Origin of the sequence: Streptomyces sp. NPDC012466, from assembly GCF_042955215.1 — a bacterium.
Classification (GTDB): Bacteria; Actinomycetota; Actinomycetes; order Streptomycetales; family Streptomycetaceae; genus Streptomyces.
The window spans coordinates 293,843-317,194 of the sequence record NZ_JBIBEQ010000009.1 but is presented as its reverse complement, the minus strand read 5'-3'; the positions used below and the strand labels follow the sequence as shown (position 1 = coordinate 317,194).

15 protein-coding genes are annotated in these 23,352 nt (G+C 72.3%); 5 read left to right on the top strand and 10 right to left on the bottom strand.

Going from position 1 to position 23,352, the window contains the following annotated elements; all coding sequences use genetic code 11:
- Together ACFY9E_RS31385 and ACFY9E_RS31380 are read right to left on the bottom strand one after the other, a co-directional pair.
- Window positions 1–781 (bottom strand): maltotransferase domain-containing protein (locus tag ACFY9E_RS31385; RefSeq protein WP_390989601.1); only part of this gene is annotated, 781 nt, incomplete at its 3' end.
- Between the two features lie 215 nt (window positions 782–996).
- Complete coding sequence (locus ACFY9E_RS31380) at window positions 997–2,199, bottom strand: S8 family serine peptidase (protein WP_390989599.1); 1,203 nt, start codon at window positions 2,197–2,199, stop codon at window positions 997–999.
- Window positions 2,200–2,475: 276 nt separating this feature from the next.
- On the opposite strand from ACFY9E_RS31380, the gene ACFY9E_RS31375 reads away from it, so the two are divergent.
- A complete protein-coding gene (locus ACFY9E_RS31375) occupies window positions 2,476–5,094 on the top strand; it encodes an alpha-glucan family phosphorylase (protein WP_390989597.1) in 2,619 nt (872 codons plus the stop codon).
- 45 nt (window positions 5,095–5,139) lie between these two features.
- Here the strand turns inward: ACFY9E_RS31375 and ACFY9E_RS31370 are convergent, their stop codons facing one another.
- The 7 genes from ACFY9E_RS31370 to ACFY9E_RS31340 form a co-directional block, all read right to left on the bottom strand.
- Window positions 5,140–5,661 carry a DUF1990 family protein gene (locus ACFY9E_RS31370; RefSeq protein ID WP_390989596.1) on the bottom strand — a complete coding sequence of 174 codons (522 nt, stop codon included), beginning with the start codon at window positions 5,659–5,661 and terminating at the stop codon, window positions 5,140–5,142.
- A 69-nt stretch (window positions 5,662–5,730) separates the two neighbouring features.
- Window positions 5,731–7,377, bottom strand: a complete 1,647-nt coding sequence (locus ACFY9E_RS31365; RefSeq protein WP_390989595.1) for a M4 family metallopeptidase — start codon at window positions 7,375–7,377, stop codon at window positions 5,731–5,733.
- Between the two features lie 196 nt (window positions 7,378–7,573).
- Window positions 7,574–9,634, bottom strand: a complete 2,061-nt coding sequence (locus ACFY9E_RS31360) for a M4 family metallopeptidase (protein WP_390989593.1) — start codon at window positions 9,632–9,634, stop codon at window positions 7,574–7,576.
- A 170-nt stretch (window positions 9,635–9,804) separates the two neighbouring features.
- Window positions 9,805–11,577, bottom strand: coding sequence for an ABC transporter transmembrane domain-containing protein (locus tag ACFY9E_RS31355; RefSeq protein WP_390989592.1), 1,773 nt, complete (start codon window positions 11,575–11,577; stop codon window positions 9,805–9,807).
- A complete protein-coding gene (locus ACFY9E_RS31350; RefSeq protein ID WP_390989590.1) occupies window positions 11,574–13,337 on the bottom strand; it encodes an ABC transporter transmembrane domain-containing protein in 1,764 nt (587 codons plus the stop codon). The genes ACFY9E_RS31355 and ACFY9E_RS31350 overlap by 4 nt, the downstream gene beginning before the upstream one ends.
- Before the next feature lie 22 nt (window positions 13,338–13,359).
- On the bottom strand, window positions 13,360–15,234 hold the full coding sequence (locus ACFY9E_RS31345; protein ID WP_390989588.1) for an ATP-binding cassette domain-containing protein: 1,875 nt from the start codon (window positions 15,232–15,234) through the stop codon (window positions 13,360–13,362).
- Window positions 15,231–17,165, bottom strand: coding sequence for an ABC transporter transmembrane domain-containing protein (locus tag ACFY9E_RS31340; RefSeq protein WP_390989586.1), 1,935 nt, complete (start codon window positions 17,163–17,165; stop codon window positions 15,231–15,233). The genes ACFY9E_RS31345 and ACFY9E_RS31340 overlap by 4 nt, the downstream gene beginning before the upstream one ends.
- Window positions 17,166–17,370: 205 nt before the next feature.
- Between ACFY9E_RS31340 and ACFY9E_RS31335 the strand changes: the two genes are divergently transcribed.
- The 4 genes from ACFY9E_RS31335 to ACFY9E_RS31320 are packed head-to-tail and all read left to right on the top strand — an operon-like array spanning window position 17,371 to window position 20,978.
- Window positions 17,371–18,282 carry an ATP-binding cassette domain-containing protein gene (locus tag ACFY9E_RS31335; protein ID WP_390989584.1) on the top strand — a complete coding sequence of 304 codons (912 nt, stop codon included), beginning with the start codon at window positions 17,371–17,373 and terminating at the stop codon, window positions 18,280–18,282.
- Window positions 18,279–19,028, top strand: coding sequence for an ABC transporter permease (locus ACFY9E_RS31330; RefSeq protein ID WP_390989582.1), 750 nt, complete (start codon window positions 18,279–18,281; stop codon window positions 19,026–19,028). The genes ACFY9E_RS31335 and ACFY9E_RS31330 overlap by 4 nt, the downstream gene beginning before the upstream one ends.
- 44 nt (window positions 19,029–19,072) lie before the next feature.
- Window positions 19,073–20,326 carry a histidine kinase gene (locus ACFY9E_RS31325; RefSeq protein ID WP_390989580.1) on the top strand — a complete coding sequence of 418 codons (1,254 nt, stop codon included), beginning with the start codon at window positions 19,073–19,075 and terminating at the stop codon, window positions 20,324–20,326.
- Window positions 20,319–20,978, top strand: coding sequence for a response regulator (locus ACFY9E_RS31320; RefSeq protein WP_390989578.1), 660 nt, complete (start codon window positions 20,319–20,321; stop codon window positions 20,976–20,978). Before ACFY9E_RS31325 ends, ACFY9E_RS31320 begins: the two co-directional genes overlap by 8 nt.
- Before the next feature lie 6 nt (window positions 20,979–20,984).
- Here ACFY9E_RS31320 and glgX read toward each other — a convergent pair whose 3' ends face one another.
- Window positions 20,985–23,252 (bottom strand): glycogen debranching protein GlgX, encoded by a 2,268-nt coding sequence (gene glgX, locus ACFY9E_RS31315; RefSeq protein ID WP_390989577.1) that lies wholly within the window; start codon window positions 23,250–23,252, stop codon window positions 20,985–20,987.
- Window positions 23,253–23,352 lie beyond the last annotated feature (100 nt).

Genomic DNA, 23,352 nt, shown 5'->3' with positions numbered 1-23,352 from the left:
GCGGCTGCTCGCGCGTGCCCTCCGAGCGCGGGAAGAACTCGTACCACGAGCCGTACAGCGCCCGCTCCCGCTCCACCAGCAGCGGCAACGGCTCGCTGCTGGTGACGAGATCCCGCAGCGGATGCCGGGCCAGGACCGCGTCCACCTCCGGCGTCAGCGCCGCCGCCAGACGAGACGCCGCGGGACGGCTCTCGTCCCGCAGGGCATCGACGGCGGTGAGGATCACGTCGCGCAGTCCCTCCTCCTCGGGCACACCGGCGGCCGCCCGCTCGTACAGACGCGCGCCCTCCTCCAGAACGACGTCCGTGTCCATGCCCGCCGGGATCTTGATCCGGGCATGGTGGCGCCAGGTACTGACCGGGTCCCCCCAAGCCTCGACGGTGAACGTCCACAGGCCGGGTTCCCCGGCGGTGACCGTGGCTCCCCACCGGTCCGTCCCCGGGACCAGCTCCCGTAGGGGCGTCCACGGACCGGGGCGGCCCTCGGGGTCCTTCAGGACGACATTGGCGGCGACCGCGTCGTGCCCCTCCCGGAACACGGTCGCCGAGATCTCGAAGCTCTCACCGGTGACGGCCTTGGCCGGCCGGCGGCCGTGCTGGACCACCGGGCGGACATCCAGGACGGGTATGCGCCCGACCGCGGTCGTCTCGCTCACGGGTGGTGGTGGCGAGGCCGGCGGACCGGCGTCGGCCGGGCGCGCGGGGCGTGCTTCGCCGCCGGGTGCGCGCGCCCCGGTGGTGCGGCGGTTCGGGGGTGCTGGCGAATGGTGCTTGGCGGGCATGACCGCTCCTGTCCGCGTCAACGTGGGTAGGCGGATGTCTGTGGGGAGGTGGGTCCTGCGTGGTGCTCCTGAGAGGGGTACCCGCAGGAGCCTTCCCACCCTATTCGGGTGGGCAATCCGGCACTTTGTTAACTACTCACGCGTATGTCGACACACAAGACCGGCCTCGTCCACGACGGACGAGGCCGGCCCCCCGGCGTGGCTGCTCCTTCGCCCTACCCGCGCGGCACCCGCAGTAACTTGTCCGGCGAACCGATGCCCCGGCCGGAGACCTTCCCGGTCGCCGCCGCGGTGGTCAAGGCCCTCCCGACCTGCGCCGGAGTCGCCTGTCGATGATCGGCCAGATAGAGCGCGGCCACACCCGCGGCATGCGGAGACGCCATCGAGGTACCCGAGTAGACGGCCCGCGCGGTGTCGCTCGCGGCCGACGCCGAGGTGATGGCGACGCCCGGGGCGAACAGATCGAGGGCGGCACCGTCGTTGGAGAAGGCCGGTTTCGTATCCCCCCGGTCGGTCGCGCCGACCGTGACGGCCTGCTTGACGCCGCCCGGGGAGTACAGGCCGGCCGGCATGCCGTCGTTGCCCGCGGCGACCGTGTAGGTGACGCCGGAGGCGATGGAGGCACGGACCGCGGCGTCCAGCCGGTCGTTGCGCGGGCCACCCAGGCTGAGGTTGGCGACCGCGGGCTTCCTCGCGTGCCGGGTCACCCAGTCGATCCCGGCGATCACCCGGGCCGTGGTGCCCCCGCCCGCGGCGTCGAGGACGCGCACGGAGACGATCCGGGCCTTCTTGGCGACGCCGTGGACCGTCCCGGCGACGGTGCCGGCGACGTGCGTGCCGTGGCCGTTGGCGTCCGAGGCGACCCGGTCGTTCCCGACGAAGTCCCAGCCGTGGCTCGCCCGGCCGGTGAAGTCCCTGTGAGTGGTCCGGACGCCGGTGTCGATCACGTACACCGTCACTCCCGCACCGGCCGGCCCCGGCCAGGTGTAGCTCCCGTCCAGCGGAAGCTTCGGCTGGTCGACGCGGTCCAGCCCCCAGGACGGCGGGTTCCGCTGGGTGCCGTCCAGCCGCACCCGGGTGTCCTGGACGACCGAGGCGACCCGGGGATCGGCGGCCAGCCGCCCGGCCCGTCTCTTGTCCGCCCGGATCGCGTAACCGTTCAGGGCCGCGCCGTAGGTGTGGCTGATCTCCACCCCGTACTTTTCGGCGAGGCCCTTTCCGGCCGCCGACCGTGCCCCCGTGCCCTCCTTCAGGGTCACCAGGTAACTACCGTGCACGGAGCCGGGTGATCCGGCGCCGAGTATCCGCCCCTCCGGTACGGCGTGCGCGGGCAGGGTGGTGGCCGAAAACGCAGCGGCGCAGAGCACCGCGGTCAGGCCCCCCGTCCGGCGCAGACGCCGCTCGCGCGTCCGAGCCATGGTCCGAGTTCCCCTCCTCGACTCGGCGTACGGCTGCCGCGCGGCGCCGCGAGCGGCGGGTGCGGGCCGGTACGCCAGAGGCAGCCTCTCGTGACGGCTGAAGCACCACAAGGACGCCTATGGGGGTGGAATCGGCCATATCCGCGGATGGTGCTGTTCAGGCCGATCGGGGGTGCCGTGGCGGAGCTTCAGCGGAGGGGGCGCCGACGCCGGTACTGTCGTAGGAGACGTCGTCGAAGCCCTGCGAAATCCAGCGAACGCGCCGAGGTGGAACCCGTGAAGGCGATCCGTCGATTCACCGTCCGACCCGTTCTCCCCGACCCCCTCCGGCCCCTCAGTGATCTGGCCCGCAACCTGCGCTGGTCGTGGCACGCGGAGACCCGTGACCTGTTCCGGTCCGTCGACCCCGAGCGCTGGGCGGCCTCGGGCGGCGACCCCGTCCGGCTGCTCGGCAGCGTGCCGCCGGCGCGGCTGGCGGAGCTGGCCCAGGACCGCCCGTTCCTGCGCCGCCTCGCCGCGGTCGCGGGCGATCTGCACGACTACACGACCGGCGACCGCTGGTACCAGACCCAGCCCGAGGAACTGCCCGCCGCGATCGCCTACTTCTCACCGGAGTTCGGCATCACGGCCGCCCTGCCCCAGTACTCCGGCGGCCTCGGCATCCTGGCCGGCGACCACCTCAAGGCGGCCAGCGATCTCGGCGTCCCGCTGATCGGCGTGGGCCTGCTCTACCGGCACGGCTACTTCCGCCAGACCCTGTCCCGGGACGGCTGGCAGCAGGAGCACTACCCGGTCCTCGACCCGAACGAGCTGCCCGTCGCCCAGCTCGAGGAGCCCGACGGCACCCCCGCCCAGGTCGCCCTCGCCCTGCCCGGCGGCAAGCAGCTGCACGCCCGGATCTGGCTGGCGCAGGTCGGCCGGGTCCCGCTGCTGATGCTGGACTCCGACGTCGAGGAGAACGACCTCGGCGAGCGCGGCGTGACCGACCGGCTCTACGGCGGCGGCAGTGAGCACCGGCTGCTCCAGGAGATGCTCCTCGGCATAGGAGGGGTCCGGGCGGTACGGACGTACTGCCGGCTGACCGGCCACCCCGAACCGGAGGTCTTCCACACCAACGAGGGGCACGCCGGGTTCCTCGGCCTGGAGCGCATCGCGGAACTCTGCGACGAGGGGCTGGACTTCGACTCCGCGCTGGAGTCGGTCCGCGCCGGGACGGTCTTCACCACCCACACCCCCGTCCCGGCCGGCATCGACCGCTTCGACCGCGCGCTGGTCGCCCGCCACTTCGGCCCCGACGCCGAGCTGCCCCGCATCGACGTCGAGCGCGTCCTGCGGCTCGGCATGGAGACCTACCCCGGCGGGGAGCCCAACCTGTTCAACATGGCCGTCATGGGCCTGCGCCTGGCCCAGCGCGCCAACGGCGTCTCCCTGCTGCACGGCAACGTCAGCCGGGAGATGTTCGCCGGGCTGTGGCCCGGCTTCGACGCCGACGAGGTGCCGATCACGTCCGTGACCAACGGGGTGCACGCGCCCACCTGGGTCGCCCCCGAGGTGTTCCGGCTCGGCGCCCGGCAGATCGGTGCCCAGCGCGCCGAGGACGCCCTGACCGTCGGCGGCTCCGACCGCTGGGACGCGGTCGCCGACATCCCCGACCAGGACATCTTCGAGCTGCGGCGGGTGCTGCGCGAGCAGCTCGTGACCGAGGTGCGCGAGCGGCTGCGGGCCTCCTGGCGGCAGCGCGGCGCCCATACGGCCGAGCTGGGCTGGATCGACGGCGTGCTCGACCCGGACGTCCTCACCATCGGCTTCGCCCGGCGCGTCCCCTCGTACAAGCGCCTGACGCTGATGCTGCGCGACCGGGACCGGCTGATGGACCTGCTGCTGCACCCCGAGCGGCCGATCCAGATCGTCGTGGCGGGCAAGGCGCACCCCGCGGACGACGGCGGGAAGCGACTGGTGCAGGAGCTGGTGCGGTTCGCGGACGACCCGCGGGTGCGGCACCGGATCGTGTTCCTGCCGGACTACGGCATGGCGATGGCGCAGAAGCTGTACCCCGGCTGCGACATCTGGCTGAACAACCCGCTCAGGCCACTGGAGGCCTGTGGCACCTCCGGCATGAAGGCGGCGCTCAACGGCTGTCTCAACCTGTCCGTGCTCGACGGCTGGTGGGACGAGTGGTTCCAGCCCGACTTCGGCTGGGCCATCCCCACGGCGGACGGCGCCGGGACCGACCCGGACCACCGTGACGACATAGAGGCCGCGGCGCTGTACGACCTGCTGGAGCAGCGGGTGACGCCCCGCTTCTACGAGCGCGGCAGCAGCGGCCTGCCCGACCGGTGGATCGAGATGGTCCGGCACACGCTGAGCCTGCTCGGGCCGAAGGTGCTGGCGGGGCGGATGGTCCGCGAGTACGTGGAGCGGCTCTACGCGCCGGCGGCCCTCGCCCACCGCTCGCTGGAACCGGACTCCGCGCGGGAGCTCGCCGAGTGGAAGGGGCGGGTGCGGGCGGCGTGGCAGGAGGTCACGGTCGACCACGTCGAGACGTCGGCCTCGGCGGCCCTGGCGGAACTCGGCACGACACTCGCCCTGCGGGTGCGGGTCGGGCTCGGGGATCTCGGGCCGGACGACGTCGAGGTGCAGGTGGTCTCCGGCCGGGTGGACGAGCAGGACCGGATCGGCGACGCGACGGTTGTCCCCCTGAAGCCGGTGGGGTCACCCGACCAGGACGGGCGCTGGGTGTACGAGGGGCCCTTGTCGCTGGATCGCACCGGGCCTTTCGGGTACACGGTGCGGATCCTTCCCGCGCATCGGCTTCTGGCTTCGAGTGCGGAGTTGGGGCTTGTGGCCGGGCCGTCCGAGGAGCTGGTGGAGGCCGCGGGGCTGTTGATGCGGTGAGTGCGTCGTCTGCGGGTGCGTGGGGGACTGCCGTTCCCCGCGCACCTAGGCCGGCTCACCACCCCGCGTCGCCAGGTTCCGCAGGACGGTGCCGCAGCGGCGTGCGTAGGCGTGTTGCAAGCCTCTGGTCGCCGGGCCTCCGGCCCTCGCGTACCACTTGGCCGCACGGCTGAAGGCGCTCACCGTCAGCCAGACGGTGCCGTCGCCCGTGCGGTCGACCACGAAGGACTCCTCGCCGGACTCGGGGTGGCCGGTCAGCGTGCCGTAGGCCCAGCCCGCCCGGCGGGGTTCCTCGACCGTCCAGACCACGCGGCAGGGGGCCTTGATCATGCCGGCCAGGGTGACGGTGACGTCGACACCGGGGGCGGCTCGGTCCGCGCCCGCGTCGAGGCCCACGCCCATCGCGCGGTGCATCTCCCAGGTGAGGACCGCCTCCGAGGCCCGGCGGAAGACCTCCTCGCCCTCGCCGAGACGGGTGCGGACGTTCATGAGGTGGAAGCCCGGCGGGCAGAAGCCCTGGTCGCGGGTGGCGCCGACATCGGCGTAGGTGAAGTCTTCCGAAGACATGGTCACCAAGAGTAGGACGGTACCCGGACCTGCCTTCGTTCCGGGTACCGCCCAGGGGCCGTGCTTCGGTCAGCCGACGTTCACGGCCGACCAGGCGGACGCGACCGCCTTGTACTCGGTGCTGGAGGCGCCGTACAGCGCCGAGGCCGCGTTCAGGGTCGCCGTACGGGCCTGCGCGTACTTGGTCGTCGACGTCATGTACGTCGTCAGCGCCTTGTACCAGATCTGCAGCGCCTTGGTCCGGCCGATGCCGGTGACCGTGGAGCCGTTGGAGGTGGGCGAGTTGTAGGTCACGCCGTTGATCGTCTTCGAGCCGCTGCCCTCGGACAGCAGGTAGAAGAAGTGGTTGGCGGGACCGGAGGAGTAGTGGACGTCCACGCCGCCGAGGCTGGAGGACCAGCTGTCCTTGGACGCGCCGTCCTTGCTGGGCTTGTCCATGTAGCGCAGCGGGCTGCCGTCGCCGTTGATGTCGATCTCCTCGCCGATGAGGTAGTCACCGACGTCGGAGGAGTTGTTCGCGTAGAACTCGGCGCCCGCGCCGAAGATGTCGCTGGTGGCCTCGTTCAGGCCGCCGGACTCCCCGCTGTAGTTCAGGCCCGCCGTGGCCGACGTCAGGCCGTGGCTCATCTCGTGCGCGGCCACGTCGAGCGAGGTCAGCGGGTGGGTGTTGCCCGAGCCGTCGCCGTAGGTCATGCAGAAGCAGCTGTCGGACCAGAAAGCGTTGACGTAGTTGTTGCCGTAGTGGACCCGTGAGTAGGCGGCCTTGCCGTCGTTGCGGATGCCGCTGCGGCCGAAGGTGTTCTTGTAGAAGTCCCAGGTCACCTGGGCGCCGTAGTGGGCGTCGGCGGCGGCGGTCTCCAGGTTGGAGGGGTTGCCGGTGCCCCAGACGTCGTCCGGGCCGGAGAAGAGGGTGCCGGTGCCGGAGGTGCCGCGGTTGAGGTTGTACGTCTTGTGGCCGCCGCGGGTGCCGTCCGTCAGGTTGTAGGCCGACCCGGACTTGGTGGTGCCGAGGGTGACCTGGCCGCTGTACGTGGTGTTGCCGGTGCCGGTCTCGATGCCCTGGTACTCGTAGAGCTTCTTGCCGGTGGCGGCGTCGGTGACGACGTGCAGCTCGTTCGGGGTGCCGTCCTCCTGGAGGCCGCCGACGACGGTCTCGTAGGCGAGGACCGGCTTGCCGCTCGCCGCCCAGATCACCTTGCGGGGAGCGGAGTTCGCCTCGGTCTTGGCCGAGCCGGCCGCCTTCGCGAGGGTCATGGCCTGCTTCTCCGCCTTGGCGGCGGTGACCGCGGGTTTGAGCGAGGCGACCTTCAGGGCCGCCTTGGTGGCTCTGGTGACGCCCTTGGCCGCGCCGGACTTCGACTCGTGCACCACGAGGTCACCGCCGAGGACGGGCAGGCCCGCGTAGGTGCGCTCGTAGCGGGTGTGGACCGAGCCGTCGGCGTCCTTCACGACGTCCTTGACGACCAGCTTCTCCTGGGCGCCGAGGCCTATCTCGTCGGCGGTCCGCGTGGCGTCCGCCTGCTGCTCCTGGATGAGCGCCGTGCGGGCGGGCGCCGAGAGCAGCACGGGGGCGGCGGCGAGGGCCGGCTTGCTCGCGGAGTCCGCGGCGACGCTGCTGCCGGACGTCAGTCCGGTGGTGAGCAGGGCGCCGGCGGCGACGGCGGTGGCGATGGCGAGCGTGGCCCGCTTTTGACGCGCGTAGAAAGGGGTGGACACACGAGCTCCTCGTTGTGGGGGAAGTGCTGCGGTGCTGTGCGGCGTGGGGGAAGAGTGGCACCAAGGGCGCGTACATGTCAGGAGTGGGACGTGATGTTGGCCAGAAATCGACGACCAGATGTACGCGAGGACAGCTGAAACGGACGCCGCCCCGGGGGATTTGAACCCACCGGGGCGGCGCCCTGACTCAGGGGGCCTACGGGAACGTCAGCTTCCAGCTGTTGATGTAGCCGGTGTCGGCAGCCGCGTTGTCCTGCACCCGCAGCTTCCACACGCCGTTGGCCACCTCGGAGGAGGCGTTCACCGTGTAGGTGGTGTTGATGTTGTCCGCGCTTCCGCCGGTGCCGTACCCCTTGAGGGTGTACGCCGTGCCGTCGGGGGCGACCAGCTCCACCTTGAGGTCACCGATGTAGGTGTGGACGATGTCCACCGCGACCTGGAGGTTGGACGGCGCGTTGCCCGTCCGGCCGGACACGGTGACCGACGAGGTGACGGCCGCGCCCCGGTCCGGGATCGCCACGTCGGCGGTGTTCTCGAAGGACGTGCCGCCGCCGCCTCCGCCGCCGGAGCGGCTGCCGACGTTGATGCCCGCCCACGCGTCCTGGACCGCCTTGTACTCGGCGCTGTCCGTGCCGTAGAGCTCACCGGTCGCCGCGAGGGTGCCGGTGCGGGCCCCCGCGTAGTTGGTGGTCGAGGTGAACTTCGTGGTGAGCGCGCGGAACCAGATCTTCTCCGCCTTGTCCCGGCCGATGCCGGTCACCGGAAGGCCGTCCGAGGTGGGCGAGTTGTAGGTGACACCGTTGATCGTCTTGGTGCCGCTGCCCTCGGAGAGCAGGTAGAAGAAGTGGTTCGCCGGGCCCGACGAGTAGTGCACGTCGATCGAGCCGATGCCCGAGTACCACGCGTCCTTGGACGAGCCGTCCTTGCTCGGCTTGTCCATGTAGCGCAGCGGCGTGCCGTCGCCGTTGATGTTGATTTCTTCGCCGATGAGGTAGTCACCGACGTCGGAGGAGTTGTTCGCGTAGAACTCGACCGTCGATCCGAAGATGTCGGAGGTGGCCTCGTTCAGACCGCCGGACTCGCCGCTGTAGTTCAGACCGGCGGTGTTCGAGGTGAGCCCGTGGGTCATCTCGTGCGCGGCCACGTCGATCGACGTCAGCGGGTTCGCGTTGCCCGAGCCGTCGCCGTAGGTCATGCAGAAGCAGCTGTCCGACCAGAACGCGTTGACGTAGTTGTTGCCGTAGTGGACCCGGGAGTACGCGCCCGCGCCGTCCCCGCGGATGCCGGAGCGGCCGTGCACGTTCTTGTAGTAGTCCCAGGTCAGCGCGGCACCGTAGTGCGCGTCGGCACCCGCGGACTCCAGGTTGGACGGGCTGCCGTTGCCCCACACGTCGTCCGGGCCGGAGAAGAGGGTGCCGGTGCCGGAGGTGCCGCGGTTGAGGTTGTACGTCTTGTGGCCGCCGCGGGCGCCGTCGGTGAGGTTGTACGTCGACCCGGACTGGGTGGTGGTGAGGTCGACCGTGCCGGAGTACACCGTGTTGCCGGTGCCGGTCTCGATCGCCTCCCACTCGTACAGCTTCGCGCCGGTGGTGGCGTCGGTGACGACGTGCAGTTCCTGCGGGGTGCCGTCGTGCTGGAAGCCGCCGACGACCGTCTCGTAGGCCACGACCGGCTTGCCGCTCGCGGCCCAGATCACCTTGCGGGGCTCGCGGTTGATGCCGGGGCTCTTGGCCTCGTCGGCCTTGCCGGCGGTCAGCGCCTGCTGCCGGGCCTTCGCGGCGGGCACCGCGGTCTTCGTCGTGGCCGGCTTGACGGCGGCGCGGGTGGCCTTCACGACGGCCGCCGTGGCGTCCGCCTTCGTGCTCTCCACGACCAGGTCGCCGCCGAGGACCGGCAGACCGTCGTAGGTGCGCTCGTAGCGCGTGTGCACGGTGCCGTCACGGTCCTTCAGGACGTCACGGACGACCAGCTTCTCCTTGGCGCCGAGGCCCAGGTCGCGGGCCGTCCGCGCCTTGCCGGCCTCGGCCTCGCGGATCAGCGCGGCGCGCTGCGCGGGGCTGAGCTTGACCGATTCCGAGCCGGGGATCGCCTTGCTCGCGGCCGACGGTGCCTTCTCCGGGGCTGCGACGGCGGTGCCGCTCTGGACGGCGGCGGCGATCAGCGCGGCGACGCCGGCGAGGGCCACGGCCGCGGTGCGGCGGGTGGTGTGGGGAGTGCGTCTGTGGGAGGTGCCTCTACGCGAGGAACTGCTTCTCAACACTGACTCCTTCTGCGGGACCGGGGGTCGCCCGGCCTGGGGAGGTGGAGGTGTTGCTGTGGGGTTCCTGTGGAGCAGTCGTGGGAAGCGTGGCAGGGGAGTGCGCTTACTGTCAGGACCGCGTCAAAACTATGGCCGGAAACGGTTCGTTGTCCGGAAGTTCATGTTCGCTATACGGACGCTTCGCTGTTCCCGGGCAGATCCCCGTGCCAGGAGTGCCACAGCGCCGCATAGGCCCCCCCGGCCGCCACCAGCTCGTCGTGCGTGCCGAGTTCGGTCAGCCGGCCGTCCTCCATCACCGCCACCCGGTCGGCGTCGTGCGCGGTGTGCAGCCGGTGCGCGACGGCGATGACGGTGCGCCCTTCGAGGACGGCGGCCAGGGCCCGCTCGGTGTGCCGGGCGGTCGTCGGGTCGAGCAGCGCGGTCGCCTCGTCGAGGATCAGCGTGTGCGGGTCCGCCAGCACCACCCGGGCCAGGGCGAGTTGCTGGGCCTGCGAGCCGTCGGTGCGGCAACCGCCCTGGCCCAGCACGGTGTCCAGTTCCTGCGGCAGCTCCCGCACCCACGCGTCGGCGCCCACCACGGCCAGCGCCTCCCACAACGCGTCGTCGCACGCGGCCGGTTCGGCGATGCGCAGATTGTCGCGGACCGAGCCGAGGAACACATGGTGCTCCTGGGTGACCAGGACGACCTGACGGCGCAGCCGCTCCGGCCCCAGTCCGACGACCGGCACACCGCCGACCGTCACCGAGCCGGAGGTCGGCGCGTCGATGCCCGCCATCAGCCGGCTCAGCGTGGTCTTGCCGGCGCCCGACGGCCCGACCACGGCCAGCCGCTCCCCGGGCCGCACCGTCAGGTCGACGCCACGCAGCACCTCGACGCCCCCCTCGTACGCATAGCGCACCCCGGTGACGTCGATGCGGTCACCGTCCGGATCCGGACCATCGCCCTCACCGGCCGCCCGCGGCGCCCGGGCCAGCCCCTCCACCCGGGCGAACGAGGCCCCGCTGCTCTGCAGTTGCTCGACCCGGACCAGGATCTCGTCCAGCGGGTTGCTCAACTGGTGCAGATACAGGGCCGCCGCCACCACCGCGCCGAGACTCATGGCGCCCGAGGAGTGCAGCGCGCCGCCGATCAGCAGCACACCGGCCACCGGCACGACGTACGACACCTCCACCGCCGGGAAGAACACACTGCGCAGGTGGAGCGTGTGGAAGCGGGTGCGGCGGGAGGTCTCCAGGGCGTCCCGGCTCGCGGCCGTGCGCCGCGTTTCCAGCCGGAACGCCTCGACCGTACGGGCGCCGGACGCGGTCGCCGCGAGGATCTCCGCGACGTCCGAGGTGGCCGCGCCCTCGGCGAGATAGCCGTCCCGGGCCCGGCGCAGGTACCAGCGCAGCGCCGGCCGGATCGGGGCCAGCCCGAGGACGCCCAGGGCGCCGAGCAGAGGGTCCAGGAGGAACACCGCGCCCACCAGGAACAGGCACTGGACGAGGTTGATGAGCAGGATCGGGCCCGCGTCGCGCAGGGTGTTGCCGACGGTGGTGACGTCCGAGGTGCCGCGGGCGGTCAGGTCGCCGGTGCCGGCTCTCTCGACCATCGAGGCGGGCAGGGCGAGAGCGCGGTCCACGAACCTCTCCCTGACGCGGGCCAGAGTCCGTTCGCCGAAGCGGTGGCCCACGTAGCGGGCCCAGCGGGCCAGGAACAACTGCGCCAGGGCGCACAGGAGGAGGACGAGGGCGAGCCGGTCGACGGCACCGACGCCCTGGCCCGCCCGTACGTCGTCGATCATCCGGCCGAGCAGCCAGGGCCCCGCCAGACCGGCCAGGGCGGCCAGGGCGTTGAGGCCGAGGACCATGCCGAAGGCCCGGGTGTCCGCCCGGACGAGGTCCAGCACCGCGCGCCGGACGTCCGTCCGTGCGGCGACGGGCAGGTGGGTGCGGGTCATCCCAGGGCCTCCTCGGTGTCCCTCGCCTCGGTGTCCCTCGCCTCGGGGTCGCTCGCCTCGGTGTCCCTCGCGACGACGGAGCGGTAGCCGGGGGTGGTGTCGAGGAGTTCGTGGTGGGGGCCGGTGGCCGTGACCTTGCCGTCCCGCACGAAGTGGACGGTGTCCATGTGGTCGAGGACCAGGGGGGAGGTGGTGGTGACGACCGTGGTGCGGCCTTTTCGGGCCGAGCCGAGCCGGGCCGCGACGACGGCTTCCGTGTGCGCGTCCAGGGCCGAGGTGGGCTCGACGGTGAGCAGGATCTCCGGATCGGCGAGAAGGGCTCGTGCCAGGCGGATGCGCTGGCGCTGGCCGCCGCTGAGATTGCGGGCCTGGGCGGTCATCGGCGATTTCAGGCCGTCGGGAAGGGCCTGGACGATGTCGTCGGCCGCGGCGGTGTGGAGCGCCGTTCGAAGGGCCGGGTCCTCGCCGTGGGCGGGGGACGCGCCCTGGGCGCCCACCATGTGCTCCAGGCTCCCCGCGAACAGGTCCGCCTCGTGGTCCGCGAGCAGGATGCGGGCCCTGACCTGGTACAGGGCGATCTCGTCCAGGCGGGTGCCGCCCCACATCGCGTCCGACGGGGCATAGCGGGCCAGGCGGTCCAGGATGACCGCGGCGTCCGCGGGATGCTCCGCGACCAGGGCCGTCAGGCGGCCCGGCCGGATCCGTACGCCCGACTCGGGGTCGTACAGCACCGACGGTTCGGACGGGGCGTCCCGGGTGCCGGTGTCGGGCATCGGCTCCAGGCGCAGGAAGCGCACGACCCGCCGGGCGCACACCAGGCCGCGGCTGATCTGGTAGCCGCACTCCACCCAGAAGGACACCGGGCCCACCAGGACAGCCACGTAGCCGTAGACCGACACCAGCTCGCCCACGGTGATGTGCCCCTGTGCGGCCAGGCGGGCCGCGAGCCAGGTCACCGCCGCGAGGAACAGGGTCGGCAGGCCGATGCCGAGGGCCTGGACCCAGCTGGTCACCGCACCGACGCGGTAGCCCTGCTCGCGCAGCCGCCGGGAGTCCCGGCGGAAGGCGTCCGAGACCAGACCCTTGCCGCCCAGGCCGGCGAGGACCCGCAGCCCGCCGGCGAGGTCGCCGATCCGGGCGGTCAGCACGCCCTGGCGTTCGCGGTACTCCGCCTCCGAGCCCTGCAGCCGGCCGAGCAGCGGGCCGACCAGCAGGACGATGGCCGGGATGCCGAACAGGACGACCACGGCGATCAGGGGGGAGACCGAGATCAGCAGGGCGGCCACGACCAGATACGCCACGACCGCGCCGACGCCGGGGCCGACGACCGTCAGGGACTGGCTGATCGTCTGCACGTCGCCCACGCCGATCGTGACGACCTCCCCGGCGCCCATCTGCCGCGACAGCGAGGAGCCGAGCCTGACCGCCTGGCCGACGACGACCTTCACCGTGCGGAAGTTGGCGTCCATGCGGACCCGGGTCATGGTGCGGTGCCGCATGATGCTCAGCCAGGCGTTGAAGGCACCCACCGCGAAGAGCGCGCCGCTCCAGAGCGCCAGCGCGCTCATGTCACCGGGCTCCAGACCGTCGTCGATCGCCCGGGACATCAGATACGGCGTCGCCGCCAGCAGCACCATCCACACGCTGCCGAACATCGCCCCGGCGGCGCACCGCCCCGGCTGCCGGGTGACCAGCCACCACAGGTAGCGGGCGCCGCTCCGGTCGTCGGGTGTGCCGGGGTCCTCGTACGCGTCGATCATCCGCCCGCCCCTCGCCGCCGCTCTACGCCAGACTGTCCCGCCAGGCCCGGTGCAGGTCCGCGAACCTGCCCGTGCCCGCGATGAGTTCGCCCGGTTCGCCGTCCTCCACGATCCGGCCGTGCTCCATCACCAGAACCCGGTCCGCGATCTCCACCGTCGACAGCCGGTGGGCGATGACCACGGCCGTACGGCCCTTCAGCACCGTCGTCATGGCCCGCTGCACCGCGCGCTCCCCGGGGACGTCCAGCGAGCTGGTGGCCTCGTCGAGGATCAGCACGGCCGGGTCGGCCAGCAACGCCCGGGCGAAGGCGACCAGTTGCCGCTGCCCGGCGGAGATGCGGCCGCCCCGCTTGCGCACGTCGGTGTCGTAGCCGTCGGGAAGGGCGCTGATGAAGTCGTGCGCGCCGATCTCCTTCGCCGCCTGCTCGATCTCCTCGCGGGTGGCGTCCGGGCGGCCGATCGCGATGTTGTCGGCGACCGTGCCCGAGAAGAGGAACGCCTCCTGCGTCACCATGACCACTCCGCGCCGCAGTTCGGGCACGGCAAGGTCGCGCAGGTCGACGCCGTCCAGCAGCACCCGGCCGTCGGAAGGGTCGTAGAACCGGGCCAGCAGTTTGGCCAGCGTCGACTTTCCGGCGCCCGTGGAGCCCACGACCGCGACCGTCTGCCCGGCCGGGAGGGTCAGGTCGAAGGCGGGCAGCACCTCGCCGCCGGTGCGGTAGCCGAAACGGACGCCGTCGAAGACCACCGCGCGTCCGGGGTGTTCGCTCTTCGGCGGCGGGAGCTGCCGGGGGGTGGCCGGCTCGGGGACCGACGGGGTCTGCGCGAGCAGGCCGGCGATCTTCTCCAGGGAGGCGGCCGCCGACTGGTAGGAGTTCAGGAACATCCCGAGCCGGTCGATGGGGTCGTACAGCCGCCGCAGGTACAGCACGGCCGCCGCCAGCACACCGAGGGCCAGCGTGCCGTCCGCGACCCGGTAGGCGCCCCACAGCACGATCGCCGCGACCGCCGCGTTGGCGACCAGCCGCGAACCGGTGACGTAGCGGGCCATCTCCAGCAGCGCGTCGCCGTTGACCCGTTCGTGCCGCCGGTTGAGCACGCCGAAGTCCGCGTCGTTGACGGCCTCGCGACGGAAGGCGCGCACCGGGCGGATGCCGTTCATGGTCTCGACGAACTTGACGATGACGGCCGCGATGGCCGTCGACCGGGCCCGGTACACCCGGCCGGCCCGCCGCTGGTACCACCGCACGAGGGCGTAGAGCGGCACCAGGGACGCCACCGCCACGCCCCCGAGGCCCAGGTCCAGCCAGAGCAGCATCACCGAGATGTAGACGAAGGAGAGGATGACGGTCACGAGCTCCTGGAGGCCCTCGTCCAGCAGTTCGCGCAGCGACTCCACGTCGGTCGTGGAACGGGAGATGAGCCGGCCCGAGGTGTAGCGCTCGTGGAAGTCGACACTCAGCGCCTGCGCGTGGCGGAAGATCCGGCCCCGCAGGTCCAGCAGCACGTCCTGGCTGACCCGGGCCGCGGCGCCGACGAACGCGAACTGCAGCCCGCCCGCGGCCAGCGCGCACGCCAGGTAGCCCACGCCCACCGCGATCAGCGGCCCGTGGTCCTGCGCCCGGAACGCCGGTACGGCACGGTCGATGGCGTACGCCACGAGCAGCGGACCCGCCTGCACGACCGCCTGCTGGAGCAGCAGCAGGACCGTCGTGACCGTGACCCGGGCCTTCAAGGGCGCGAGCAGGGAGCGGAGCAGGGCTTTGGTGGCGCCCGGCGGGGTGGGCAGGACGTCCCGGTCGAAGGGATCGCCGGTGGCGGCCGGCCGATCGTCGGGTCGGTCGTCGGGTTGATCGTCGGGTTTGCTGCCGGCCGGTGTGCTGGTGGCCGCCGTCATCGTGCGCCCTCCTCTTCCCCTGACATCAGATGCGCGTACTCGGCGTTCGTACGCAGCAGTTCGTGGTGGGTGCCGACCGCGGCGATCCGGCCGCCGGACAGCAGGGCGACCCGGTCGGCGAGCAGCACGGTGGACGGGCGGTGCGCCACGATCAGGGCGGTGGTGTCCGCGAGGACCTGCCGCAGGGCGGCCTCCACGGCGGCCTCGGTATGCACGTCCAGGGCCGACAACGGGTCGTCGAGGACGAGGAACTCCGGCTGCCCGACGACGGCCCGGGCGAGCGCGAGGCGCTGGCGCTGGCCGCCGGAGAGGCTGAGGCCCTGCTCGCCCACCCGGGTGTCCGTCCCCTGGGGCAGGGCGTACACGAAGTCGGCCTGGGCGACGGCGAGCGCACGCTCCAGATCGGCCGTGCCGGCGGTGTCCTTCGCGCCCATGAGAACGTTGTCGCCGACCGCGGCCGAGAACAGCGTCGGCTCCTCGAAGGCCACGGCGACCTTGGCGCGCAGCGCTTCTCTGGAGAGGTCGGTGACGTCGACGCCGTCGAGGGTGATGCGACCCGAGGTCAGCTCGTACAGGCGGGGGATGAGCGCGGTCAGGGTGGTCTTGCCGCTGCCGGTGGCGCCGACCAGGGCCATGGACTCGCCCGGGCGGATGTGCAGGTCGATGTGCTGGAGGACGGGCGGGGTGCCGGGCGGGGCGTCCGGGTAGCGGAAGCGCACCCCGTGGAAGCGGAGTCCCTTGTCCCGGACGTCCACCGTGCCGGTGCCGGTGCCGGTGCCGGTACCGGTGCCGGAGACGTTGCCTGTGCCTGTGCCTGTGCCTGTGCCTGTGCCTGTGCCGGAGACGTTGCCTGTGCCGGAGGCGGTGGCGGGGGCCGCGGTGGTGGCGATGGCGGTGGTCCCCTCCGGGTCCCCCTCCGCCGCTCCCTCCGTATCCCCCTCCACGTCCTCGTCCATCACCTCGAAGTACCGCTCCGTCGCCGTCGCCGCCTCCTGACTCATCGCCAGCAGGAACCCGATCGACTCCACGGGCCACCGCAGCGCCAGCGCCGTCGACAGGAACGCCACCAGCGTGCCCGCCGACAGGGCGCCGTCGGCCACCTGGACGACCCCCACCACCAGCGCCGCCCCGATCGCCATCTCCGGCAGCGTCACGATGACGCCCCAGATCGCGGCCAGCAGCCGCGCCTTGCGCAGTTCCGTGCCGCGCAGCCTCGCCGACAGGTCCCGGAAGGCCAGCGCCTGGCTGCGGTGGCGGCCGAAGCCCTTGATGATGCGGATGCCGAGCACGCTCTCCTCGACGACCGTCGTCAGGTCGCCGACCTGGTCCTGGGCGCGCCGGGCCATCGCGGCGTAGCGCTTCTCGAAGATCACGCAGGTGACCACGACGGGCAGGGCCGGCCCGAGGATGACCAGCCCCAGCGTCCAGTCCTGGAGCAGCATGATGATCACGCCGACGAGGATCGTCACCCCGTTGACCAGCAGGAACGTCAGCGGAAAGGCGAGGAACTGGCGCAGCAGCATCAGGTCCGTCGTCGCCCGGGACAGCAACTGCCCCGAGGCCCACCGGTCGTGGAAGGACACCGGCAGCCGCTGGAGGTGCCGGTACAGACCCGCCCGCATCGATGCCTCGACGTGGGAGAGCGGACGGGCCACCAGCCACCGCCGCAGCCCGAACAGCAGGGCCTCGGTGAAGCCGAGCAGCAGCAGGTACAGCGCGCCGAGCCACACCCCGGCCGGGTCCCTGTCGGCGATGGGCCCGTCCACCATCCACTTCAGGACGAGCGGGATCACCAGGCCCACGCAGGAGGCGAGTATCGCGACGAACGCGGCGCCGGACAGCCGCGCCCGCACGGGCCGCACATACGGCCACAGGCGCAGCAGCGTACGCACGGCGGAACGGTCCTGGGCGGGGGCGGGTGTCGTGGCCATCAGCAGCGAGCCTACGGATCGCCACTGGCACTGCCCACCGAGTTTCCGCCGGACCCGGACCGGCCGTCGGTCCTACGACCTGGGGGTTCGGCAGATCGTACGGCGGGACCGGCCGGGTCGTACGGCCGCATCAGCCGATCGGTCGATGCCTGTTCGAGCGCGACGGCCGATGTGGCGGACCCCGCCTCGCCGGGACCCTCGTCGTATGCCGACCGCACCCGTCATAGAAGTCACCGCACTGCGCAAGAGCTACGCCGGCCGTCCCGCCGTGGACGACGTCTCCTTCACCGTGGAGGAGGGCGAGATCTTCGGGATCCTCGGCCCGAACGGCGCCGGGAAGACCACCACCGTCGAGTGTGTCGAGGGGCTGCGCGTACCCGACTCGGGCCGCGTCCGCGTGACCGGCCTCGACCCCGTCACCGACCACGAGCGGGTCGCCCGGGTACTCGGCGCCCAGCTCCAGGAGAGCCAGTTGCAGCCGAAACTCACGGTCCGTGAGGCGCTGGAGCTGTACGCCGCGTTCTATCCGCGGCCCGCCGACTGGCGTCCACTCGCCGAGCGGCTCGGGCTCCGGGACAAGCTGTCCACCCGGTTCGCGAAGCTCTCCGGCGGCCAGAAGCAGCGCCTGTTCATCGCGCTCGCCCTGATCGGCGACCCCAGGGTCGTGGTCCTGGACGAGCTCACCACCGGCCTCGACCCGCGGGCCCGCCGGGACACCTGGCAGCTCATCGAGGACGTCCGGGCGCAGGGCGTCACCGTGCTGCTCGTCACGCACTTCATGGAGGAGGCGCAGCGGCTGTGCGACCGGATCGCGGTGATCGACCGGGGCCGGGTGGCCGCCCTGGACACCCCGGCCGGTCTGATCCGCCGCTCCGCGGGCGCCACCGTCATCGGCTTCACCCCGTCCGGGCCGCTGGACGACCGTGAGCTGAACGAGCTGCCCGCCCTGGTCGCCATCGACCGAAAGGACGGCCGGATCACGCTGTCCGGCACGGACGACACGGTCAACGCCGTGCTGTCCCTGCTCGCCCGCCACCACATCACCGCCCACCAGCTCCGTGTCACCGACGCCACGCTGGACGACGCGTTCCTGGACCTGACGGAGGCCTCCGCATGAGCACCGCCCTGATCAACCCCGCTGTGCTGAAGGCCGAGGCGCGTCTCTTCCGCCGCGAGCCCGGCAGCCTCTTCTGGGTCCTGCTGTTCCCGAGCCTGCTCCTGGGCATCCTGGGTTCCGTGCCGTCGTTCCGCGAGGCGCAGGACGGGCTCGGCGGGCTGCGGACCGTCGACGTCTACGTCCCCGTGAGCGTCCTGATCGCCCTGATCATGGCCGGCGTGCAGGCGATGCCGCCGACCCTCACCGGCTACCGCGAGAACGGCGTGCTGCGGCGGCTGTCCGCCACCCCGGTCCGGCCCGCGTCGCTGCTGGCCGCGCAGATGCTGGTGAACGGCCTGGCGGCGCTGGCCTCGGCGCTGCTCACGCTCACGGTCGGACGGCTCGCCTTCGGCGTACGGCTGCCCGGACAGCCCGTCGGCTACCTGCTCGCGCTGCTCCTCGCCGTACTCGCCGCGCTCTCGCTGGGCGCGGTCGTCTCGGCCCGGGCCCGTACGACGAAGATCGCCACCGCGATCGGGACCGCCGTGTTCTTCCCGATGATGTTCTGCGCCGGGGTGTGGGTGCCGGTGCAGGCCATGCCGGACGTGCTGGCCCGTGTCGTCCGGAGCACACCGTTCGGTGCCGCCGCGCGGGCCCTGGACCAGGCCGCCGCGGGCGACTGGCCGTCCTGGGGGCACCTCGGTGTGCCGGCGGCGTGGACGCTGGTGCTCTCGGCGTCGGCCGCCCGCTGGTTCCGCTGGGAATGACCGGAGCCGGGGGAGGGTGCGGGGCGGTGGCCGAGACTGGTGGCATGACGGACCTTGCGGGTGTCGAACAGCGGTGGGCGGCGTACTTCCGCTGGGGACCGTACGGGATGCTCGCGGCCGGCTCGTTGCTCGCCCTCGCCACCGTCGACGTGGTCGACATGAGCACGAGGGAGCGGTACACCGCCGTCGTCCTGGTCGGCGCCGCGATGGTCCTGCAACTGGCCTGGGGGTGGTGGTCCCGCGGCCGGCCCCTGGCGCCGTCGGTGCCGGGCGGCTGCTACTACTTCGCGCGCTGGGCGCTCGGCTTCGCGCTCAGCTGGTGCAACCCGTTCTTCGCCTTCTACGCCGCCGCCGGTTTCGTCGGCCCCGACCGGCTGCTGCGTGGCCGCGCCCTCAAACTCGGCCTGCTGGGCACCGCGGTGACGATCGCCGGATCCCAGGCCGGCGGCATGCCCCTGCACGGCGCACTGAACTGGGCGGTGTTCGGCGGGCTGCTCGGCATCCACATCGGACTGCTGATCGTGTTCGGTCAGCTGGCCGCGCGCGAGGAGGAGCGCAGCCGCATCCAGACCGCCACCATCGCCGAACTGGAGCGCACGAACGCGGCCTTGCAGCAGGCCCTCGACGAGAACGCCGCCCTGCACGCCCAGCTCCTGGTGCAGGCGAGGGAGGCCGGCGTCGCCGACGAGCGCCGTCGGCTGGCCGCGGAGATCCACGACACCATCGCCCAGGGACTGACCGGCATCATCGCCCAGCTCCAGGTCGTGGCGAACACCCCGGACCCCGGCCTGGCCCGCGAGCACGTGGCACGGGCGACGGACCTGGCCCGGCACAGCCTCGGCGAGGCCCGCCGCTCCGTGCACAACCTCGCCCCGGTCGCCCTCGCGCACGACGGCCTGCCCGAGGCCCTGGAGAAGACCGCGGCGCAATGGGCCGAACGCACGGGCGTGCACGCGCGGTTCACCGTCACGGGCACGGTCGAGCAGCTCCACGACGAGGTCGCGGCCACCCTGCTGCGCATCGCCCAGGAGGCCCTGTCCAACACTGCGCGGCACGCGCACGCCACCCGTGTCGGTGTCACCCTGTCCTTCATGGGCGACGAGGTCAGCCTCGACATCCGCGACGACGGCCGCGGCTTCGACCGGACCGCCGTACGGGAACGCACCGGCACCGGCGGTTTCGGTCTGCCCGGCATGTGCGCCCGCGCCGAACGCATCGCCGGATCCCTCACGGTCGAGTCCGAGCCGGGTCACGGTACGGCGGTGTCGGCTCGCGTACCGTTGGTCCGCCATGACTGAGGACGCCGCGACGGGGGACGCCCCCATCACCCTGCTCATAGTCGACGACCATCCCGTCGTCCGGGACGGTCTGCGCGGCATGTTCGAGTCCGCGCCGGGCTTCCGTGTCCTGGGGGAGGCGTCGAACGGCGTCGAGGGGGTTGCGCTCGCCGCGGGCCTCGGCCCGGACGTGATCCTGATGGACCTGCGGATGCCGGGCGGCGGGGGAGTGGACGCCATCCGCGAACTGACCCGTACCGGCGCCCGCGCCCGGGTCCTCGTCCTCACCACCTACGACACCGACTCCGACACCCTCCCCGCGATCGAGGCGGGCGCGACGGGCTACCTCCTCAAGGACGCCCCGCGCGAGGAGCTGTTCACCGCGGTACGAGCTGCCGCGGAAGGCCGTACGGTGCTGTCCCCCGCGGTGGCCTCCCGCCTGGTCTCCGCGGTCCGCACGCCCAGGGCCCCCGGCAACGAGTCGCTCTCCGCCCGCGAACGCGAGGTCCTCGCCCTGGTCGCCAAGGGCACGTCCAACCGCGAGATCGCCCGTGAGCTGTTCATCAGCGAGGCCACCGTGAAGACGCACCTGACCCACCTCTACGCCAAGCTCGGCGTCAAGGACCGCGCGGCGGCGGTGGCGGTCGGATACGACCGGGGCATCCTCGGCTAGCCGGCCTCACCCCGCCACCCGCAGCAGCAGTACCGCCCGCGCCGGCATCGTGATCTCCGTGCCCGCGCGGTACTCCACCCCCGGCGCCTCCGCCTGCTCCTCCAGGCTCGTGTCCACGACGACCTCGTAGCGCTCCGCCCAGGGCGGTCCCGGCAGCGTGAAGGTGACCGGTCCCTCGCCCGCGTGCAGCACGGCCAGGAAACTGTCGTCGACGATCTGCTCCCCGCGCTCGTCCCGGCCCGGAATGTCCCGGCCGGACAGGTACATGCCCAGGGTGGCGGCGGGCGCGTACCAGTCCTGCTCCGTCATCTCCGTGCCCCGGGAGGTGAACCAGGCCAGATCGCGCAGCCCGTCCGCGGTCTGGGCCCGGCCCGAGAAGAACGCCCGGCGCCTGAGCACCGGGTGGCGGTGGCGCAGCGCGATCAGCCGGGACGTCAGCGCGAACAGGGCCTTCCAGCCGGGGTCCTCCAGCAGCTCCCAGTCCAGCCAGCCGATCTCGTTGTCCTGGCAGTACGCGTTGTTGTTGCCGCACTGGGTGCGGCCCAGCTCGTCGCCGGCGACCAGCATCGGCACGCCCGTGGACAGCAGCAGGGTGGTCAGCAGGTTCCTGAGCTGCCGCCGCCTGAGCGCCCGTATCCCCTCGTCGTCGGTCTCGCCCTCGGTGCCGCAGTTCCAGGCCCGGTTGTCGTCCGTGCCGTCCCGGTTGCCCTCGCCGTTGGCCTCGTTGTGCTTGCGCCCGTAACTCACCAGGTCGCGCAGGGTGAACCCGTCGTGGGCGGTGATGAAGTTGACGGACGCGTACGGCCTGCGCCCGCCCCAGGCGTACAGGTCGCTGGAGCCCGACAGGCGGTAGCCCATCTCCCGTACGTCCGGCAGCGCGTGCCGCCAGAAATCCCGTACGGCGTTGCGGTACCGGTCGTTCCACTCCGTCCACAGCGGGGGGAACGCCCCCACCTGGTAGCCGCCCGACCCCACGTCCCACGGTTCGGCGATCAGCTTCACGCGGCGCAGCACCGGGTCCTGGGCGATGACGGCGAGGAACGGGGAGAGCATGTCGACGTCGTGCATGGAACGGGCCAGCGCCGCCGCCAGGTCGAAGCGGAAGCCGTCCACGCCCATCTCGGTGACCCAGTAGCGCAGCGAGTCCGTGATCAGGCGCAGCACATGCGGCTGGACCACGTGCAGGGTGTTGCCGCAGCCGGTGTAGTCGGCGTAGCGGCGGGCGTCGTCCTGGAGGCGGTAGTAGCCGCGGTTGTCGATGCCCTTCAGGGAGAGCGTCGGGCCGAATTCGCCCGCCTCCGCGGTGTGGTTGTAGACCACGTCGAGGATGACCTCGATCCCGGCCGCGTGCAGGGCGCGCACCATGCGCTTGAACTCGCCGACCTGCTGGCCGGTCGTGCCGGAGGCCGCGTAGGCCGCGTGCGGGGCGAAGTAGCCGATGGAGTTGTAGCCCCAATAGTTCTTCAGGCCCCGGCGCAGCAGGTGGTCCTCGTGCGCGAACTGGTGCACCGGCAGCAGCTCCACCGCCGTCACGCCCAGCTGGACCAGGTGCTCGATCGCCGCCGGGTGCGCGAGGCCGGCGTAGGTGCCGCGCAGCTCCTCGGGGATGCCGGGGTGCCGCTGCGTGAAGCCCTTGACGTGCAGCTCGTAGATCACCGAGTCGGCCCACGGCGTCTTCGGGCGGCGGTCGTCCGCCCAGTCGTCGTCATCGTGGACGACGACGCCCTTCGGCACGTGCGGCGCCGAGTCCCGGTCGTCGCGCACGGTGTCGGCGACGTGCTGCTGGGGCCAGTCGCGGACGTGCCCGTACACCTCCGGCGGCAGGCTGCTGTAATCATTCCCCTCGGCGCCGTCGACCGCCCGCGCGTACGGGTCGAGGAGCAGCTTCGCCGGGTTCCAGCGGGCGCCGGTCCACGGGTCCCAGCGGCCGTGCACCCGGTAGCCGTAGCGCTGGCCCGGCAGCACGCCCGGGACGAAGCCGTGCCAGATCTCGTGGGTCAGTTCGCCGAGCCGCACCCGCGACTCCTTGCCCGCCTCGTCGAAGAGGCACAGTTCGACACCCTCCGCCCCGCCCGCCCACAACGCGAAGTTGGTGCCCGCCACCCCGTCCGGGCCGACCCGGAACCGGGCGCCCAGCGGGGTCGGCGCACCCGGCCACGCGGGCACGGTGGGCGGCGGCGCGGCCCGCCGTGCGCCGTTCACGGCGGCGGCCTGGCGCCCGTTCCCGGTGGCCTGATGACCGGCCACCGCCTCCTGCTCGGCTGCGCTGGACACCTGTCAGCCTCCCGCGGCTCGTGGAACGACGGGGGACAGAGGGGTGCGGCCCCGTGCTGCGGCCGGGTCGCGGCTCCCCTGCGCGTCGTCCTCCCCACTG

Excerpts from the sequence above, each read along its gene's own strand:
- ACFY9E_RS31330 (WP_390989582.1), top strand. The coding sequence starts at position 18,279 with ATGAGCACCGCCCTGATCAACCCCGCTGTGCTGAAGGCCGAGGCGCGT.
- ACFY9E_RS31325 (WP_390989580.1), top strand. The coding sequence starts at position 19,073 with ATGACGGACCTTGCGGGTGTCGAACAGCGGTGGGCGGCGTACTTCCGC.
- ACFY9E_RS31340 (WP_390989586.1), bottom strand. The coding sequence starts at position 17,165 with ATGGCCACGACACCCGCCCCCGCCCAGGACCGTTCCGCCGTGCGTACG.
- ACFY9E_RS31370 (WP_390989596.1), bottom strand. The coding sequence starts at position 5,661 with ATGTCTTCGGAAGACTTCACCTACGCCGATGTCGGCGCCACCCGCGAC.
- ACFY9E_RS31335 (WP_390989584.1), top strand. The coding sequence starts at position 17,371 with ATGCCGACCGCACCCGTCATAGAAGTCACCGCACTGCGCAAGAGCTAC.
- ACFY9E_RS31380 (WP_390989599.1), bottom strand. The coding sequence starts at position 2,199 with ATGGCTCGGACGCGCGAGCGGCGTCTGCGCCGGACGGGGGGCCTGACC.
- ACFY9E_RS31320 (WP_390989578.1), top strand. The coding sequence starts at position 20,319 with ATGACTGAGGACGCCGCGACGGGGGACGCCCCCATCACCCTGCTCATA.
- ACFY9E_RS31355 (WP_390989592.1), bottom strand. The coding sequence starts at position 11,577 with ATGACCCGCACCCACCTGCCCGTCGCCGCACGGACGGACGTCCGGCGC.
- ACFY9E_RS31345 (WP_390989588.1), bottom strand. The coding sequence starts at position 15,234 with ATGACGGCGGCCACCAGCACACCGGCCGGCAGCAAACCCGACGATCAA.
- ACFY9E_RS31350 (WP_390989590.1), bottom strand. The coding sequence starts at position 13,337 with ATGATCGACGCGTACGAGGACCCCGGCACACCCGACGACCGGAGCGGC.